The sequence below is a fragment of the Plantactinospora sp. DSM 117369 genome, assembly GCF_053764795.1.
The window spans coordinates 128308-146176 of the sequence record NZ_CM132446.1 but is presented as its reverse complement, the minus strand read 5'-3'; the positions used below and the strand labels follow the sequence as shown (position 1 = coordinate 146176).

The following is a 17869-nucleotide window of genomic DNA, read 5'->3' as shown; positions in this document are numbered from 1 at the left end:
GTCCGGTCAGCCCTCGTTGCGGGCGCTGCAGCGCCTGGCAGGCTTCGTCCAGGCGTCCAACGGCGACGAGGTGACCGCGCTACCGCCCACGACCATCTCCTGGGTCCTCAACGGCAAGGGCTTGCCGAAACTACCGCGCCTGGAGTTCGTGGATCTTTATGTCACGGCGTGTCTGCGGGCCGGCGGCCAACCTGAGTCCATGATCGCGGCTGAGGTTCAGCTATGGCGCCGGGCCTGGCGGCGGCTCGCCGTCGAGTCCAGCGATGAAACAAACCCGAATTTGCGCATCGCAACCGCCGCGACGGAGGAGGCACCAACCCGGTCCATGACCGGGCTCACGATGCCGAGACCGACGCAGCTCCCGAGAGCGATACCCGGCTTCATCGGGCGGACGGCACAGTTGCGCCAGCTCGAACGCCAACTGACCGCTGAGGCGGGTGGGTACGGCACGGTCGTCATCTCGGCGATCGCCGGCATGGCCGGGGTGGGTAAGACCGCGCTGGCGGTGCACTGGGCACACCGCGTCGCGGACCGGTTCGACGACGGTCAGCTCTACGTGAACCTCCGGGCATTCGATCCGACCGGCTCGCCCAGATGTCCTCAGGAGGCGTTACGCGGATTCCTGCACGCCCTGGGTGTGGCACCGCAGCAGATCCCCGCCGATCCCGACGCACAGGTCGGTCTGTACCGCAGTCTGCTGGCCGGACGACGCATGCTGGTGGTGCTGGACAACGCCCGCGACGCCGAGCAGGTACGCCCGTTGCTGCCCGGCACACCGGGATGTCTGGTCTTGGTGACCAGTCGGAATCAGCTCTCCAGCCTCGTCGCGGCCGAGGGCGCCTACCCGATCATGCTGGATGTGCCGCCGGCTGAGGAGGCTCGCGACCTGTTGGCTGCCCGGCTCGGCGAAGCCCGCGCCGCCTCCGAGCCGAGGGCCGTCAACGACATCATCGACGCGTGCGCAGGGCTACCCTTGGCGATGGCCGTGGTGGGCGCCCGCGCCGCCACCCATCCCAGCTTCTCGCTCCAGGCGCTCGCGGGCGAGCTGCGCGAGACCCGTGACCGCCTGGACACTCTCACGGCCGGCGACGTGGCTGCCGACGTACGGGCCGCCCTCTCCTGGTCGCACCAGGCGCTGAGTCCGCCGGCCGCCCGACTGTTCCGCCTGCTGGCCGTCCACCCAGGCCCCGATGTCACCGTCCTGGCCGCGGCCAGCATCGCCGGGTGCAGCGTTCGCGAGGCCCGCCGGCTGCTGTCCGAGCTGACCCGAACACATCTGCTCACCGAGCGAAGGCCCGGCCGCTACGAGTTGCACGATCTGCTGCGCGCATACGCCATCGAACTCGCCGGCACCCTGCAGACCGAGGCGGACAATCGAGCGGCGGGCCACCGACTGCTCGACCACTACCTGCGTACGGCTGACGCCGCAGCCATGCTGCTGAACCCGCACTGGGAACAGGTGGCCCTGCCGCCCCCATGCTCCGAGGTAACCCCTGCCGACATCCGGGACCACGAGCAGGCGCTGGCCTGGTTCACGACGGAACGTCCGGTGCTGCTGACCCTCGTCGAGCAGGCCGCCGCCGCAGGCTTCGACGTCCACACCTGGCGGTTGGCCTGGGCTCTGATTCCCTTCCTCGACCTACAGGGACACTGGCAAGACTGGGCCGACATCCAGCGCAGCGCGCTTGAAGCCGCTCGGCGGATGGCTGACCGGATCTCTGAGGCGCATTCGCACCGTGCCATCGCCCGCGCCCTCCTCCTCCTCGACCGCAGCGGCGAGGCGGAGACACACCTGAAGGAGGCGATGGACCTCTATCGAGGGCTCGATGACCGGACCGGCCAGGCCAACACCCACCGCAGTCTGGGCAACGTGTTCGAGCAGCGTGGCCGCCACCAGCAGGCGCTCCATCACGCGCGACAGGCACTCGACCTCTATCGTGCCGTTGGCGACCGCGTGGGCATGGCCAGGACCCTCAACGCGATAGGTTGGTGCCTCGCGCTGCTCGGCGAGTACGAGCAAACGCTCACCTACTGCCAGGAAGCCCTCGCCCTGCAGCGGAAACTCGGCCACCTAGCCGCCCAGGCCGCGACCTTGGACAGCCTCGGGTACGCCCAACACCACCTCGGCCGGCACGGGCAGGCGATCACCTGCTACCAACGTTCGGTCGCCCTGTTCCACCGGCTCGGCGAGCGCCACGGTGAGGCGGATACCCTCACCCGGCTGGCCGACGCCTACCTGGCCGCCGGTAAGCAGGACAGTGCCCGTCGTACCTGGCAGCAGGCGCTGCACATCCTCGACGAACTCGGCCACCCCGACGCCGAGCGGATCCGCGCCAGGACGCACGCGCTGACCCGCTCCCGCACCACGCCCTCGTGAAACAGGCGACAGCCGGGCTCAGATACATTGAGTCTCGGATTATTGCTGGTCACGGCATTTGACGAGGCCGTACGGGCGGTGACCATGCTCGTTGGAGCCGGCAACGTGTGGCTGCCAGCGATAGATGGCGGTTACCAGCGATGAATGGCGGGAATCGTGCCCATGAGACCTCCGGCGCTTTGAGTCGAGCCCCGGTAACTGAAACCTGGTCACGGTCGCTGGAACCGAACGGCATCAGGTCGAACGTCGACCTCCCGGGCAACGCGCTACAGGTAGCGTCGGTCCCATGATCGTGTGGCTCAACGGCACCCACGGCGCAGGTAAGACGACGACCAGTGCACTCGTGCAGCAACTGATCCCGGACTCACGGGTGTTCGACGCCGAGAAGGTCGGCGAGACACTCATGGACATCACGCCGGGGCTACCTGCGACGGACAACTTCCAGCACTGGCCGCCGTGGCGGCAACTCGTGGTCGAGACCGCCCGCCGCGTACTCGACTACACCGGCGGCACCCTGGTGATGCCCATGACTGTCCTGGTCGAGCAGTACTGGCGCGAGATCAGCACGGGCCTCGCCCACCATGCCATCCCGGTAAGGCACTTCGTCCTCCACGCCGACCAAGACACCCTCCGCCGACGTATCGCGGGGGAACACCCCCTCCCCTCCCCGTTCCGCCTCAAATACCTCGAGCCCTATGCGGAGGCGGCTCGCACGTGGCTGCGCGACGAGGCCGAGATCGTCGACACCACGCACCTCACGCCCGCCCAGGCCGCCCTGAAGATCGCAAAGGCCGTCAGGAGTTGAGCCCCGCCCCACCCGCCAGGCGCCCGCCGATCCGGCCGGCGAACGACGAAGGGCACGGAAGGGCACGCGGAACCGGAGGGCACGCCGTAGTTCCCCGTGGTTTCCCGGCGTTACGGGCACGTAGGGGCACGCCGGACGCCGAAGCCTGGCACATGTCACCGGGTCACGTCTGTCATCCTTCCCAGGTGGTCAACGTGATGATCGATCGCAACGCGGACGATCCGGCTGTCGTTACGGTGATGCTGCAAGCACCATCGTGGGAGTTTCACTTCTGTGCCCACCTCAGCGAGGTTGCCCGCCTGCGGTCGATCCGTGAAGCCGACTGGGCCGCACGACGCTCGTTGCAGATCGGCGATGCCGCCGGCATACCGGTGCACTGGGCGATCAACGGCGACACTGTCACGGCCCTGATCGGCCAGGACGACGAGACCTGGCACATCGCCTTCCTTGTGCCGGTCGACACGATCGACCGCTTGGCCGTCGAGGCTGGAGAGCTTTTGCCAATGCCGGATCCGCCGACCACTCATCCTGGCCAACTTGAAATCTTCTAGACAGAGGCCCTGGTCGGACTTGGCATCTGACCAGGGCCTTCGTGGTGGAGCGGGTGACGGGAATCGAACCCGCACTGTCAGCTTGGGAACTCGCTGGGGCGCCGATCCAGGCCAAGGTCAACGGGCTGCGCTCCTGGTCACGGTGTCCATGGCTGACCGCCGTTCCCCGTGGCTTCCCGACGCTACGGGCACGTAGGGGGCACGCGGGTTGGCCGAGGACGCGGCGCGGATGGAACGGAGGGCGATCCTGGTGGCTCGGTGGCGAGTTGGCGTGACGAGGTGGCGATGGGCGGAGACTAGAACCCCAAGCCTCTCGCTGGCCATCGATAGGCCTGAATCGGACGGATCGCCGCGCTGACCAGCGCTTGAGCTTCCGGTGGTTGCCAACATCTGACAGCCGTTTCGCTCTCGATTGTGCCGGATCTGTGCCCGATGATCATGGTGGCACCTGCGGCCCACGACCAACGTCCGGCCTACAGGTCGACTCGCCCGTCGCCTTCCTGCTTGCGGCCCCGATAAAGGCTGTTACCTGGTTACATTCCGGTACGTCGATGATCGTTGTTGGTCGCCGTTCGACGGCCTGGAGACAGCCTGGCCCGCTACGTGCGCGCGCTGCGGACTGTGACGTGTCCCCATGTTGTCGTAGATCCTCGCTAGCCTGTGGCCGGGGAGGTAGCAGCCTTGGAGACCTTGCAGGTGATCATTTCCGCCCCGGCGGGTTCGGGCAAGACGGAGACCTATCTCGGGATGACAGCGGCGCTAGTTGACAGCGAGCGGACCCGCAGACGCGAGTGGTGGGAGCAAGTCAGAGATGAAGCGGGCTCTTCTGGTTTGGTTACTCCCGCCTTTCTTCGTGGGCTGACTGTCTATGGCGGGGGGCAGGGGGTTTGGGTCGACGCCAAGCGGACCACTGGCCTGCGTGCTGGAGGTGTAGCGGTCGGGGTAATGCATACCGGTCGCCACTATCCGGACGACCTCAGTGAGTCGGGTATCTTCTACCACTACCCAGAGACAGACCGGCCACCCGGACGAGATAAAGCGGAAATACGAGCGCTTAAGGGGTGTGCAGAGCTCGATCTCCCGTTGTTTGTCATAACGCGTCCGACGCCTAGCTCCAAGATGCGCCGAGTAGAGTTCGGTTGGGTTGCGGGTTGGGATGACGCCAGTAAGCGGTTCCTGATCAAATTTATGGAACAGTCGCCGGCAGAGATTATTAATGAAGACCGTTCGGATGCCTCGACCTTCGAGCTCTATGGTAACCGGAGCAGACGTCGCGTGGGTACGGTGCGTACTCGGCCCGGCCAGCAGGAATTCAAGCTGAAGGTTTTCTTGCGGTATGGGGCGCGATGTCCGCTCTCAGGGATCGCGGTGGCGGAGATGATTGATGCCGCACATCTAGTGCCGGACGCGGTTGGGGGAACGGATGACCCGCGGAACGGACTGCCGTTGAATGCTGCGCTCCATAGGGCCTTTGATGCGGGGCTCTTCGCAATTAATCCGGAGACGTATGCCGTTGAAACTAGGCCAGATGGACCGGCCGCGGCGGCCTTGGGGATCATCTCTTCGTCGATCGCGGGACTACCCAGGAAACCTCATCCTGATGCACTGCGATGGCGTTATGAAGAATGGTTGAAGAGCTTGTCCTAGCTCCCACGCGAGCTGCGACTAAGCCCTCGCCCATCCCGTCTGCCGTCGACCCACACTCCGTGGAGCGGGCCTGCCCCTGGGTGACAAGGTGGAGCGCCCTACCGGACGAACGACCTTGTCACCCAGGGGCAGGTCTGCTCGGCTTGCCTGGGTCGATGGCGGGCGGGATGGGCAGATCCTCAACCACCCACGTACCGGAACCGTTCGGCAACTCCATCCCGGAGTCGGAAGACCCCCGCCGGAGGCGCCTTAAACAGATCCTCCCCCAACCTTCCGCTTCCGCTCTCTCCTCTCCCCCGGTCCCCGCGGTGGCCTCGCCCCCGTTCGACGTAGACGACGGCCCCGGGCATGGTCGCCCGGGGCTTCGGTGTCTGCCGGTAGGAGAGCGTCGGTGCTGTCGTCTGCGCTGCCCGGAACCTGTCGGCTACGTCCCCTGATTCCCTCCACAGACCAGGGCTGACGCGCGGGGCGGGCGTGGGTTGCGGGCCGGCTGACTTTCCGCCCCGGGCGCCGGAGGCGGCCCGGGGCGGCGGCTCCGCAGGAGCCGGTTGCCGCGCCCGGCCCGCGCCGCGCGGAGCGCCTTGATCAGATAGAGAACTATTCGGCAGCGAGTGTGGCAAGGACGATGGAAAAATCATGGGCACCCGGTAGACGCTTCACTCGTGTTCCTGCTGATGCGACAGGTCTTGGTCGGTTCCTCGCGTAAGTCGGTCGTCCCTCTCGCGCCGATGCGCCTCGCCTGTAACGGGGCGACCCCGGGCCCAAGGCGGGATCAAGAGCGTGGTGACAAGAAGGCGACAGTGAGGCGTCGGGGCGGTCACTAACCTTAGTGCTCCGCGATCCCAGGCGATCTAGGACGGGAGCCGGCGATGCCAGAGGTCCTACTCTCCGTTGGGGAACCAAAAATAAGACAGTTCGAACATAAGCGGCCAATTGCCGCAATTGCGGAGCTTATTTGGAATGGCCTGGATGCCAACGCAACATCGGTCCGCGTAGAGATTCATCGCGGCCCAATTGGCGCCATTGAGCGTATAGTTGTAATAGACAACGGTAACGGCATAACGCCCAACCAGGCACGTGAGTCGTTCCAGGAGTACGGTGATACCTGGAAGGCTCGCCGAACTCACACTGTAGGCGACAAACGGATTCTTCATGGCAAGAATGGCGAGGGACGGCTTTATGCCTTAGCTCTCGGCGACGACCTTACATGGGAATCGGTGGCGACGGTTGAAGCGCGGAACCTGAGAACTCGCATTAGTGGGGACCGGAGAAGGCCGACAGTCTGGCAGATAGATGAGCCCGTCGAGACCACCGACAGCACAGGGACAGTTGTAACTATTGGTGTTCCGCAGGGCAAGCGACTTCGCGCACTTGAAAGCGAAGGGGCGCCGGATAATCTAGCAGCTAGGTTCGCCTTCTACCTCCGGGCGTACCCCTCGGTGAAGGTGGAGTACGAAAGCTCCATCCTCAACCCAGACAACATTATTCAAAGCATCATCGATCTACCTCTTGACGTTCCACCTGAATATCAATCCGACTCCCCACCCTTTGTAACATTCGTCGAGTGGAAGACGCGAATCAGCGATCGCAAGATGCTCGTATGCAACGCGCAAGGTATTGCCCTCACCGAGCACGGGGAAGACTGGCATGACTCTGTCGTGTCCTTCACTCCATATTTGCGGTGGAGAGGGTTCGGCAACATGCCATCGGAAGAGATTCATATCTTGCCGATGAAGCATGCCGCCCTCCTTTACGCGGCCGAACAGGCAATCAGGAAACATTTGGCTGTACGGCGCAACGAGATTTCAAGTCAGGTGATAGATCAACTGAAGAGCGAGGGCTTGTATCCATACGACGTGCGGGAAACCAGCCCTACCCAAGTCGTCGAGCGCCAGACATTTGACCTAGTGATGACCGTCGCACGTAATGCATTGCCACCACGCGGAACGCCTCGTCAACTCTCAGTAAACCTAATTCATTCCGCGCTTGAAAGGAGTCCAACCGACCTACATAACATCCTTGACCGAGTCCTATCGCTCAGCCCTCAAGAGCGCACTCATCTAAGTCGCCTAATAGCCGACACTCATTTGTCGAGCGTAATTAGCGCAACTAATACTATTGTCGACAGGCTCAACTTCGTCGGCGGACTTCGGAAGCTACTCGCAGACCCCGCCCTACGCGCCGATTTGCGCGAAGTCGACCAATTGCATCCTATGATTGCCAAAAACTTGTGGCTGTTCGGAGAAGAATGGACTCTAGCGCGGACCGAGGTAGGTTTGACTCACGTTCTGAGGGAGTATCTCCGGCTTCTCGGTGGGGAAGTAGCCCTGGAAGGCGAACTTCAGAGCGTGTTACGTGAGGACGGCCGTACCGGGCGAGTCGATATTCTCTTGTACAGGGGAATAGGTGACGAGCGCCAAAATGAACGACTCATTGTCGAGTTGAAACGTCCGACGGTGGAGGTAGGCAGAACAGAACTTGATCAGATCAAGTCGTACGCGAGAGCGATTGTGGAAGATCCGCAGTATCGCGGCACGCGGTGCAAGTGGAAGTTCATCCTCGTCACCTATGAGTACCAGCAGTCCATCGGACGCGATATCCATCAGCGCGATAAACCTGCGGGACTTGCTGACGACCAAGATGAGTACGAGGTATGGGTGAAGAGCTGGGGAGAGATACTCGACTCCGCCGAGCGCAAGCTATCCTTTTTTCAGAAGCAGCTTGACTATGAAGCAACTGACGAGCGCGTTACACGCTACCTTCGTGAAGCATACGACGAGTACATTCCAGATTCCCTACAAGCCCCACCTGGAACGAGCCCTTCTCCCTAGGCTTTCTAGCGCCTGCTCCGAGGGCCGCAGCCTCCTCAAGTAGTGATCGCATATTCGACTGCGACACAATCGGCTCGCATTACTATATCCGCCGAGACGTGCACAACGCGTTCTCCCGAGAACGTACGCCGAGTTATTGCGAGAACGGGTACGCCTATCGATAACTGAAGGGCCCGCATCTCATCGACGCTAGGTGCGCGCGCTCGGACAACCTCCAGAATCTTAGTCACGGCAATACCGGCATTCCGCAAGCGCACGATGTGCTCGCTCGGGCACGGAGCATCCTCCGCCTTCGCTAAAGGAAGTTCGATCATCATCTCGGACGAAAGATACGAGGTTACTATCTGATAGGGCACGCCCCGTTCGCGATACAGGGCGCGGTGTTCAAGCAGTACGGTTCCAGGCTCGACTTGGCACAGGTCGGCCAGCTCGGCCGTTGCGACTACCTCTTGATATGCATTTTCAGTCTGCTCAGTGCCGTGTTGTCGGTTGCAATCAGCCCCGTTCACGGGCGCCTCTTGTCGTTGAGCTCTGTAGCGCTCAGGACCGAAATGACGTACCGGGAGGTCTGGACGGGCGTAGGTGCCACGGCCGTGGTCGGTGACGACTAAGCCCTCGCTCCGGAGCACGTTAATAGCCTGGCGGATCGTTCCTCGCGCAACCCGGAACTCCGCAGTCAGTGTCTTCTCTGAAGGGATGAGGGCGCCGGCTGGGATGACGCCCGTGGTCATGCGGTGACGCAACTCGTCGGCAATGGCCCTGTATCGAGGTTGTCTGTGCGGGGTTGGCACGGACACCACGGTACCTGTCTGCCGTGTTCTCGTCAGCCATCCATGGTCATGATGGATGTATAGACAAGTCGACTAGTTGTAGGTACCTTTCAGTTGTGCGGCCGGGTAGCTGGCTGGCAAGGGGTTGGCATGCCGGTGACCCCGGCCGCACATCCAAGTTCACCGACGCGCCGGACACGGGTTCGACGCGTTCCATGTGTGCCTGAGCTGGGCACGGCGATACCCGACGCCGCCATCTCGGTGGTGCGCCGCGCCGTCATCGGGGCCGCTGGCCGGTCCAGCGTTCCCGGGAAGCCGGCCACCGGCCCTCTCAATCACCCTGCAAGGAGGTCGTGATGCGTCGTGCTCGCTTACTTGTCTGGCTCGCGTTCTGGCGGTCGCTTGGGCGCCACACTCGACATCTACGGCCCGTGCCCTCTGCGCGCCGAGTCGTGGCCCATGCGACTCCTCGGCCCGCGATGCCGCCCTGGGCTACGGCCCGAACGCGTGAGTACGCCTGTTGGCGAGATGCTCCGCTGTTGACGCTCGGGCAGGAGTTCCGAGGACGTGGCGGGAGGCGGCTCCGATGAGCGAGGCGTCCGGGCAGCGGCGCGAGCTGGTACACCCGCCCTGGTGTGTACCTCAGCGGTGTGAGTTCGTGGTTCCGCCGCAGATGCAGCACACGCTTCGCCACCACAAAGGGCCGGTACGGACATTGGGCGACCGGCGCGGCGGTGGCAGCGTCGCTGTGTACCTGTTCGCCGGGCAGGCGGGTCAGCCCATGGTCGGGTTCCATGCTGTCGGGCGGGGGCGGGGATCCGGCGGGGCGGTGCTCCGGCTTGCCGAGGTGTGGCGGCTCGCCCGGCACCTGGACGACCTGCTGCGCCAAGCGGGATTCACCCCGCCACGGGGAGACGACGATGGCCCGGCGTGACCAGAACCACCGAGGAGACCCGGACGCGGGAACCGGATCAGGTGATGCGTGTCCCGTCTGGTGTCAAGGCTGCGTCTCGACAGACACAAAACACCGTAGCCGGCTGGCGACCGTCGGCCGGGAGGGCAGCGGTTGGCTCAGCGTCCAACTCGTCGCCGATCGCGGCGCCGCGCACGCCCCGCTGTTGAAGGTCGGCGTCACGCGCTACGGGTCTACCGAAACCGTACTGCTCACATTCGCGCAGACCGGCCGCATCCTTTCCGAGATCATCCACCTTCCGCATCCGGTCGGAGCCTGGCAGCTTCGAGATGATCCGCTGCTTGGGGACGAGGGCTGTGACTGACCGGCGCGACAGGTCGACGGCCCGGCAGACGTATCAACGTCTAGGCGGTAGCGTAAGCGCCGTGAACTCTCGTGACTGGCGTCCGCGCTACCTCCAGCTCGCGGAGGAACTGCGCGCCCGAATCGAGAGCGGCGAGCTTCCCCGGGGCACGGCCATGCCGAGCGAGACGGAGTTGGCCGACTCGTCCGGGCTGTCTCGGACCAGCGTCCGCAATGCCATCCGGCAGCTTCGGGAATGGGGCCTGGTCCGGGCCGAACAGGGTCGGGGCACCTACGTCCGGGCGCCCCGCCAGCGGGTCCGCCGGCGCAACACTGAGCGGTACCAGTGGGAGAAGGACCGGGTACTGCTCGACGAGGCCGAGCGGCGGCGGACCGGCGGCACTGAGCATGACACCGGCCTGACGGTGGATGATCTCAAGTTCCACGCCGAGTACTCGCAGGTGAAGGCGGACGAGGAGATGGCGGCGGCGTTCGGGCTGCCGGTCGGTGCGCCGCTGCTGCGGCGGGTCTACTGGACCAGTTCCCGGCACGAAACCGCGCCACTGTCGGCGTCGTACTCCTACCTGCCGTATGACCTGGTGAAGGGCAACAAGCAACTACTGTCCGCCGACTACGAACCATGGCCAGGCGGCACCCAACATCAGCTCTCCACCGTCGGCATCGAGCTGGACCGGATCGAAGAGGTCGTACAAGCCCGGCCGCCGCTGCCAGACGAGGCGGAACTACTCGACATCGAGGCCGGGGTTGCCGTCCTGGACGTGCGCAAGACGTCGTACGACATCCGGGATCGCGTGGTAGAGATCGCGGACATCGTTTTCCCAGGTGACCGGACAGAACTCTGCTTCACGACCAAGCTGAAGCGGTGGAACGCTTGAGCCGACTCGTTTCGGTCGTCACGCCGGTTCACTGGCCCAGTGTCGGCTACCTCGCCGACGCGTACGGGTCGTTGGCCGGTCAGAAGATGCCGGCTGGGTGGGACTGGCAGTGGCTCGTCCAGGAGGACGGGCAGGATGGGCTACTGCTCGACCAGCTCCCCGACGATCCCCGAATCCTCGCTGGCAGCGGCCGGCCGGGTGGCCCCGGCGTCGCCCGGACTCTCGCGCTGGCGCGGGCGGAAGGCGAGTTCGTCAAAGTCCTCGACGCGGACGACCAACTCACCCCGGGCGCGCTCGCCCGGGACATCGCCACGCTCACCGACAATCCACGCCTCGGCTGGGTCACGTCACGGGTCCTGGACCTGCACCCCGACGGGTCAACGCACGGCTGGGACAAGGACCCGCCCGACGGACCGATCAGCCGCGGTGCGGTTCTCGCCTTCTGGAAGGCCAACGACTACCGGGCACCCGTACACCCGGCGACCCTGTGCATGCGCCGGGATCTCCTCCTGGCCCTCGGTGGCTGGATGGCCCTACCCGCCTCCGAGGACACCGGCCTACTCATCGCGGCCAACGTCGTCAGTGACGGCTACTTCATCGCCGAACCCGGCCTGCTCTATCGGAAGTGGCCCGGCCAGATGACCGGCCAGGCCGCGCACCGCGACCCGGCCGAACACGCCGCACGGATGCGAATCATCGAAGCACGGGCCTTCGCGCTGTTGTCGTTGATCTCCTGACCCTGGTCAACCGAGGCAAGTCATTGACGCTACGCCCAACGGCTCATGTGCTCATGGACGACCTTCCACACCTGCTGGCGGAGGTCTGTGTAAGACATGTCGCCCATACCTTCCGCTTCGAACACCGCGTCGGTGAAGCTGTCCACGTCGCGTGGGGGTGACTCGCACAGTTGGCGGCTCTCGGCGGGCGGTAGGCAGAAGCCCAGCTTGACGCACAGCTCGTAGAGAAGCCGCTCGACGTCCTTCTGTTGATCAACGCGTTGCCCCATGCACCGCAGCTTGTCGGCTTCTGGCTCGGCTGCCAACCCACTCAGAGCTGAGTCGCCACCATCTCGCGTAGACACGACTTCTTGCTCAAAGCAGACAACTTCCGACCGACTTGTTGACTTGTCTGCCAAGTCGCCATACCTTCGCATACATGGCAGCCAAGTCGACTACTTGGCAGACAAGTCTCGGAGGTCTGGGCGATGGCTCTGCGTGGTGGGACCCGGTTCGCGGTCCGGTGTGAGGACGTGTTCCCGGCGGGGTGCGCGTTGGTGCCCGAGTCGCTGGGTGAGGTGGAGGACTACGACGAGAAGACGGGGCGGCGGTCTCCGGCGAAGGACAAGGTGACGGGTCAGCGGGTGTGGCAGGTCCGGGTGATGGACCTCGACCCGGAACTCGGGAAGCGGTCGCGGGAGACGACGGTCAAGATCTCGGCCGACGTCCAGCCGGTGCCGCCGACGGGAGTGCCGTTCGAGGCGGTGGAGTTCGACGGGATGACCGTGACGCCGTACGTGGCGAACAACGGCCGGATGGCGTACTCGCTGCGGGCAACCGGGATGCGTGCCCCGGCCGGCGTCACCCGTGACTCGTCGTTGGCGGCGGCCTGACCGCTGCTGGGTGGGCGGGGCTGTCTGGTCTTGGCGGACGGCAGCCCCGCCCTCTTGCCAAATCCCCCTGCTCGTGACGAGAGAGGTCTTTGACGTGTCCAAGCGTAGGCGCCGTACGGCCCAGGTGCGGTCGCGGTGTGGTGTGTGTCAGTCCCGGTTCGACCCGACCGACAGCGCGGACGGCCGTTGCCCATTGTGCGGGGATCAGCTCGTCCTGCCGCTGCCGGCTGTGCGGGACGCATCGGGCCGGTTCGTGTCCCTGCGGGGTGTCCGATGATCGGGCGGCCTCGGGGTGAAGTCGTGATGACCTCGGCCGGGGACCTGATGGTGATCCGGCCCAAGCGGCTCGAACTGCCGTTGTGGCTGGTGATTTCCGGCCTGCTGTTGCGCTGGGGCTGGCGGGCCCTGTGGTGGTGCCTGCGCCATCCGGTCGCCACCGTGTCGACGGCGTTCCTTCTTACCGTTTACCTCGACTACGGCTGGCAAGGTCTCGTCACCCTGCTGGTCCTGGTCGCCGGGGTGTCGGCGGTGTGGCGGTGGCGGCACGAAGCATCGTGGTGGACTTGGTTCGCTGGTCCGCTGCTCGGCTGGTTCCGCCGGGTGACCGTCTACCGCCGGGTGTGGCGGGAGGCTATGACCCTGTGCGGGCTGGCCGAGCGGTACGACCATCAGACGGTCCTGCCTCGGCTGCTGTCGGTGCGCTCTGATCCGGCGTTGGACGTGCTGGCGGTCCGGATGGTGCGCGGTCAGACGCCGGAGGACTTCCAACGGGTCACGTCGAACCTGGCGTATGCGTTCGGGCGTCGGCATGCCCGGGTCTACTCCGAGCACCCCGACGACCGGCCAACCCGGTCGGGGCGCTGGGCGTGGCTGCTCCGCGCGGTCGATGCCGTTCGGTTCCGTGACCGGCCCAGCGTCGTCTACCTGGTCCTGGTCCGCACTGACGCGCTCCGTGCTGTCGTTCCGCCGTTCGACGTCCCGGCGGTACCGGACTTCACTGCGTTGCCGCTGGCCAGGCGGGATGACCTGAGTACCTGGTGCCTGCACCTGCTGGCAACTCACGTCCTGGTTGGCGGCGCCACCCGACGCGGCAAGGGCTCGGTGCTGTGGTCCCTCGTCCGCGCACTCGGCGGCGGGATCGCGTCGGGGCTGGTCCGACTCTGGGTCATCGACCCGAAGGGCGGAATGGAATTCGCCATGGGCCGGCCAATGTTCGCCCGGTTCGCCTGCAAGTCGTTCGAGGCCATGGCCGACCTCCTGGACGAGGCCGTCACCGTCATGCGGGAACGGCAGGCCAGGCTTGCCGGCGCCGTCCGGGTCCACACTCCGACCGTCGCCGACCCCCTGGTCGTGGTCGTCATCGACGAAATGGCCGCGCTGACCGCCTATCTCCAAGACGTCGAGCTGCGCAAGCGGATCGCCGCGTCGTTGGGGCTGCTGCTGTCCCAGGGTGCCGGGGTCGGCGTCCTGGTGGTGGCGGCGTTGCAGGACCCGCGCAAGGAGGTACTGCCGTTCCGGGACCTGTTCCCCACCCGCATCGCGCTCGGCCTGACCGAGGCGTCGCAGGTCGACATGGTGCTCGGTGATGGTGCCCGGGACCGGGGGGCGCTCGCCGACCAGATGCCGCGCTGGGCCAAGGGCGTCGGGTACGTCATCCTCGACGGCACCCCGGAACCCGCCCGGGTTCGGTTCTCGTACATCTCGGACGACGAGATCCGGGCCATGGCTGAGCGCTTCCCGGCTCCGGTCGATGCCGCGGACATCCTGGCCCAGGTCGGCCGGGAAACCGCCCCGGAACCCGCCCAGCCATCCCTGCCCCGACAGCGGTCCGTCGGCCCGCTGCTGCCGGACGCGCTCCTGAACCTCCTGCGGCAGGACCCGGACAAGGACGGGGGTGAGCAGGCATGACCGAGTCGACCGGGCGACGGTTCTACCGCCTTCGCACCCCGAGCGACACCGGGCAGAGCACGGCCGTATCGGTGCGCGTCGACCCGGACCGACCGGACCCGTACCCCGTCTACCTGGCCGTAGGTGCCGGCCGCCGCCGTATGTACCTCACGCCTGATGAGGCGTGGGCGTTGTGGCGCTGCCTGTCCGAAGCCGTGGCCACGCTCGGCGAGCCGCCCGACAACATCCGCACCACCATCCGACCGGCCCGGAGGTGATCAGCCATGACACCCCTCGACCGCTTCGCGGCTGCATTCCGCCGGCCGCTGCGCATCCGGCTCGTCGCTCCCCCTGACAAGGCGGCGGCTGCCCTGCGCGGCCTGGCTGCCTTCCTCAACCACCGCACCGAGCTGCGGTATCGGCGCATCCGCATCGACCTGACCATCCGGCCCGACGAGGAGGGCAACCGATGAAGTCGTGCACCCTCCACCCCGGCGAGCTGGCCTGTGACCGGCTAGGCCTGATCGAGATCGAGCACGGGACCGGCGACCGTGCCTGGACCTGCGTCGACCACGCCATCCGCGCCATCTGGACCATCGACGGTGCCCACGTCGTCCGGGACCTGCGCACCGAGCGGGCGGGGGCGGGCCGATGATGCGGGTACGCCTCGAAGCTGCTGCCCGGCTGCTGATCCTGCTCGCCATCGGCGGGATGGCCGGGGCTGCCGCGTTCACCCATGTGCATGACCTGACCGTCGCGCACGGTCAACCCGACTGGATCGGCTGGGCCAACGCCGTTGCCGTCGAGCTGATGGCCATCTACCTCGGCCTGGAGATCCGTGCCCGGCGTCGGGCCGGTCGTCCGGTCGGGTTCGTCGCCCTCCTCCTGGTCGGCTTCGCCTTCCTCTCCCTCGCTGCCCAGGTCGCCGAAGCCGAGCCGTCGGTCTGGGGCTGGATCGTGGCCGCGGTTCCCTCCCTCGCCTTCCTCGCCCTGGTCAAAGTCGTCCTGTCCAGCACACCCGCCACCGTCCCGGCCACCGACGACCAAGCGCCAGCCGTCGTCGACGACCCCGACCCGGGACCCGTCACCGTTGACCCCGAACCGGTCCAGGACCGCGCGCCGGTCGTCTACGCCCCGGTATCGGCATCGCGGCCGGGATCGTCGGCGGTGCTGCCTCCGCTCGGCGTCGTCCACCCCACCCGTTCCGCCGGGGCCGCCCGATGACGGCACCGACCCTGCCCGGCCTCGACCCGCCCGCCCCGACTCCGGAGCAACCCCGGCCGGGGTCGCGGGCGGCACGGATGGGCCTACCCCGCGCGGTCGACGTCCTCAAGGACGTCGCCACCGAATACGGCGTCTGCATCCGCCCCCTCGCCATGCGCCGCACCGACCTGAACACCGGACAGACTGAGTTCATCGACCTGCCCTGCGGCGCGACCCGAGAGGACAAGTGCCCGGCCTGCGCCAAGAAGAACCGCCGGCTACGGCAGGCGCAGATCCGGGAAGGCTGGCACCGCACCGACGAACCGCTACCCGGCCCGGAACCCGCGACCGAGGAGCAGAAGGCGCTGATCGTGCTGCGGGCGCACCTCGAATACGGCCGCGACGAAGCGACCCGCGCCTCGCAGTGGGATCAGATCGAAGACCTCGACCAGGCCATCCGCGAGGTGGAAGAGGCGATCACGGCCGAAGGGCTACGGGGTCGGGTCGGTCCGCCTCACCAGTCCGGCGACGACGGCCAGGGCGACGAGGACACCGGGCGGCGGCGCAAGCGGTCGACCAAGCGGCGACAGGACGCACCCGACCTACCCCGCCGCAAGGTCGAGCGGCGCACCGTCGGCAAGGTCTACACCGCCCCGGACGGCACGACCTACCGGCCGTCGATGTGGCTAACCCTCACTCTCGACTCGTATGGGCCGGTGCTCTCCGACGGCACCCCGGTCAACCCCGACCGGTACGACTACCGCCGGGCAGCCTGGGACGCGGTCCACTTCCCCCGACTCCTCGACCGGTTCTGGCAGAACCTCCGGCGCTGCGAGGGCTGGAACGTCCAGTACGCCGGCTGCGTCGAGCCACAACGCCGACTCGCACCACACGCGCACTTCGCCATCCGGGGCACCATCCCCCGCGAAATCCTGCGCACCGTGGCAGCGGCCACCTACCACCAGGTGTGGTGGCCAGCCGTCGACGTGCAGCTCTACACCCGCGACCGGCCACCGGTCTGGGACGAGCATGCGGGAGCCTGGGCCGATCCCGACACCCGGCAACCGCTGACCACCTGGACCGAAGCACTCGACGCTATCGACCAGGACCCCGACGCCGAACCCGTGCATGTCGTCCGCTTCGGCACCCAGGTCGACGCACGCGGCGTCATGCCCGGTACCGACGATGCGGCCCGGACGATCCGCTACATCACGAAGTACATCACCAAGGCCACCGGCGACTGCCACAAGGCCATCACCGAGCGGCAGCAACGGCACCTCGATCGGCTCTGGCAGCAGCTCCAGATCACACCCTGCACCGACCGGTGTGCCAACTGGCTGCTGTTCGGCGTCCAGCCGAAGAAGGCGCACGCGAAGCTCAAGCCGGGCCGGTGCAAGGGCAAGGTGCACCAGCGGGAAACCCTCGGCATCGGCGGTCGGCGCATCCTCATCTCCCGCGACTGGTCCGGCAAGACCCTCGCCGACCACAAGCACGATGCCCGTGCCTGGGTCCGGGCGCTCCTCGGCGTCACCACCGACCTTGCCGGGGTAGACCACGCCCAGGGCGCCACCACCGAACCCGTACGCCACGCGTGGGAACTCGCCCGACCCGACGACCCGGACGTCGGCCCCATGTCACATCGGCTGATGCGCGCCATCTCCGAACGCGCCCGGTGGCGTACCGAACTCCTCGCCGCGAAGGACCGGGCAGCCCAGGGAGCGACGCCTGACCTTTCGGCAACCGCAGTAAGCACCACAACGGCAGACGGGGAGGCATGACCACTGTGGACAAGCTGATGACGGTCGACGAGGCGGCGGAGCGGCTACGCACTTCAACGAGATTCGTCCGGCGGCTGATCGAGGAACGGCGGATCGCGTACGTCAAGCTCGGCGCTCACGTCCGGATCGAACCTGACGCCCTGGACGCGTTCGTCGCCGCCGGCCGGGTCATCCCGGCTACTCCGGCGGTCAGCATGCGGAGGGCCGCGTAATGCCGAAGCGGCGGCACTTCGGGCGGGTTCGGAAGCTCCCATCCGGGC

The 17869-nt window shown here is 66.2% G+C and carries 18 protein-coding genes; 16 read left to right on the top strand and 2 right to left on the bottom strand.

What is annotated here, in order from left to right; translation table 11 throughout:
- Positions 1-340 precede the first annotated feature (340 nt).
- From ACSMXO_RS00665 to ACSMXO_RS00645, 5 genes are all read left to right on the top strand, one after another.
- Positions 341-2377, top strand: coding sequence for an ATP-binding protein (locus ACSMXO_RS00665; RefSeq protein WP_455416343.1), 2037 nt, complete (start codon positions 341-343; stop codon positions 2375-2377).
- 286 nt (positions 2378-2663) lie between these two features.
- Positions 2664-3182, top strand: coding sequence for an AAA family ATPase (locus ACSMXO_RS00660; protein WP_455416342.1), 519 nt, complete (start codon positions 2664-2666; stop codon positions 3180-3182).
- Positions 3183-3367: 185 nt separating this feature from the next.
- Positions 3368-3733, top strand: a complete 366-nt coding sequence (locus ACSMXO_RS00655) for a hypothetical protein (protein ID WP_455416341.1) — start codon at positions 3368-3370, stop codon at positions 3731-3733.
- 681 nt (positions 3734-4414) lie between these two features.
- Entirely contained in the window at positions 4415-5380 is a 966-nt protein-coding gene (locus ACSMXO_RS00650) for an HNH endonuclease (protein WP_455416340.1), read from the top strand.
- Positions 5381-6249: 869 nt separating this feature from the next.
- Entirely contained in the window at positions 6250-8211 is a 1962-nt protein-coding gene (locus ACSMXO_RS00645; RefSeq protein WP_455416339.1) for an ATP-binding protein, read from the top strand.
- Positions 8212-8246: 35 nt separating this feature from the next.
- Here ACSMXO_RS00645 and ACSMXO_RS00640 read toward each other — a convergent pair whose 3' ends face one another.
- Positions 8247-9002, bottom strand: a complete 756-nt coding sequence (locus tag ACSMXO_RS00640) for a GntR family transcriptional regulator (protein WP_455416338.1) — start codon at positions 9000-9002, stop codon at positions 8247-8249.
- Between the two features lie 899 nt (positions 9003-9901).
- On the opposite strand from ACSMXO_RS00640, the gene ACSMXO_RS00635 reads away from it, so the two are divergent.
- From ACSMXO_RS00635 to ACSMXO_RS00625, 3 genes are all read left to right on the top strand, one after another.
- Positions 9902-10258, top strand: a complete 357-nt coding sequence (locus ACSMXO_RS00635; RefSeq protein WP_455416337.1) for a hypothetical protein — start codon at positions 9902-9904, stop codon at positions 10256-10258.
- Between the two features lie 61 nt (positions 10259-10319).
- A complete protein-coding gene (locus ACSMXO_RS00630; protein ID WP_455416336.1) occupies positions 10320-11132 on the top strand; it encodes a GntR family transcriptional regulator in 813 nt (270 codons plus the stop codon).
- Positions 11129-11869: a glycosyltransferase family 2 protein gene (locus tag ACSMXO_RS00625; protein ID WP_455416335.1), complete on the top strand. Its 741-nt coding sequence runs from the start codon at positions 11129-11131 to the stop codon at positions 11867-11869. Before ACSMXO_RS00630 ends, ACSMXO_RS00625 begins: the two co-directional genes overlap by 4 nt.
- Before the next feature lie 29 nt (positions 11870-11898).
- Here the strand turns inward: ACSMXO_RS00625 and ACSMXO_RS00620 are convergent, their stop codons facing one another.
- The gene (locus tag ACSMXO_RS00620) at positions 11899-12138 is read right to left on the bottom strand and encodes a hypothetical protein (RefSeq protein ID WP_455416334.1); all 240 of its coding nucleotides are present in this window, start codon (positions 12136-12138) and stop codon (positions 11899-11901) included.
- Positions 12139-12336: 198 nt separating this feature from the next.
- Between ACSMXO_RS00620 and ACSMXO_RS00615 the strand changes: the two genes are divergently transcribed.
- The 8 genes from ACSMXO_RS00615 to ACSMXO_RS00580 all read left to right on the top strand — a co-directional run bounded on the left by ACSMXO_RS00615 (position 12337) and on the right by ACSMXO_RS00580 (position 17821).
- On the top strand, positions 12337-12741 hold the full coding sequence (locus ACSMXO_RS00615) for a transcriptional regulator (protein ID WP_455416333.1): 405 nt from the start codon (positions 12337-12339) through the stop codon (positions 12739-12741).
- Positions 12742-13044: 303 nt separating this feature from the next.
- Positions 13045-14649 carry an FtsK/SpoIIIE domain-containing protein gene (locus ACSMXO_RS00610; RefSeq protein WP_455416332.1) on the top strand — a complete coding sequence of 535 codons (1605 nt, stop codon included), beginning with the start codon at positions 13045-13047 and terminating at the stop codon, positions 14647-14649.
- Positions 14646-14906, top strand: a complete 261-nt coding sequence (locus tag ACSMXO_RS00605; protein ID WP_455416331.1) for a hypothetical protein — start codon at positions 14646-14648, stop codon at positions 14904-14906. Before ACSMXO_RS00610 ends, ACSMXO_RS00605 begins: the two co-directional genes overlap by 4 nt.
- Positions 14907-14912: 6 nt before the next feature.
- Positions 14913-15101 (top strand): hypothetical protein, encoded by a 189-nt coding sequence (locus ACSMXO_RS00600; protein WP_455416330.1) that lies wholly within the window; start codon positions 14913-14915, stop codon positions 15099-15101.
- Positions 15098-15283 (top strand): hypothetical protein, encoded by a 186-nt coding sequence (locus tag ACSMXO_RS00595; RefSeq protein ID WP_455416329.1) that lies wholly within the window; start codon positions 15098-15100, stop codon positions 15281-15283. Before ACSMXO_RS00600 ends, ACSMXO_RS00595 begins: the two co-directional genes overlap by 4 nt.
- Positions 15280-15852, top strand: a complete 573-nt coding sequence (locus ACSMXO_RS00590) for a DUF2637 domain-containing protein (protein WP_455416328.1) — start codon at positions 15280-15282, stop codon at positions 15850-15852. The genes ACSMXO_RS00595 and ACSMXO_RS00590 overlap by 4 nt, the downstream gene beginning before the upstream one ends.
- Entirely contained in the window at positions 15849-17609 is a 1761-nt protein-coding gene (locus ACSMXO_RS00585; RefSeq protein ID WP_455416327.1) for a replication initiator, read from the top strand. The genes ACSMXO_RS00590 and ACSMXO_RS00585 overlap by 4 nt, the downstream gene beginning before the upstream one ends.
- Positions 17606-17821, top strand: a complete 216-nt coding sequence (locus tag ACSMXO_RS00580; protein ID WP_455416326.1) for a helix-turn-helix domain-containing protein — start codon at positions 17606-17608, stop codon at positions 17819-17821. Before ACSMXO_RS00585 ends, ACSMXO_RS00580 begins: the two co-directional genes overlap by 4 nt.
- The last annotated feature ends 48 nt before the right edge of the window (positions 17822-17869 follow it).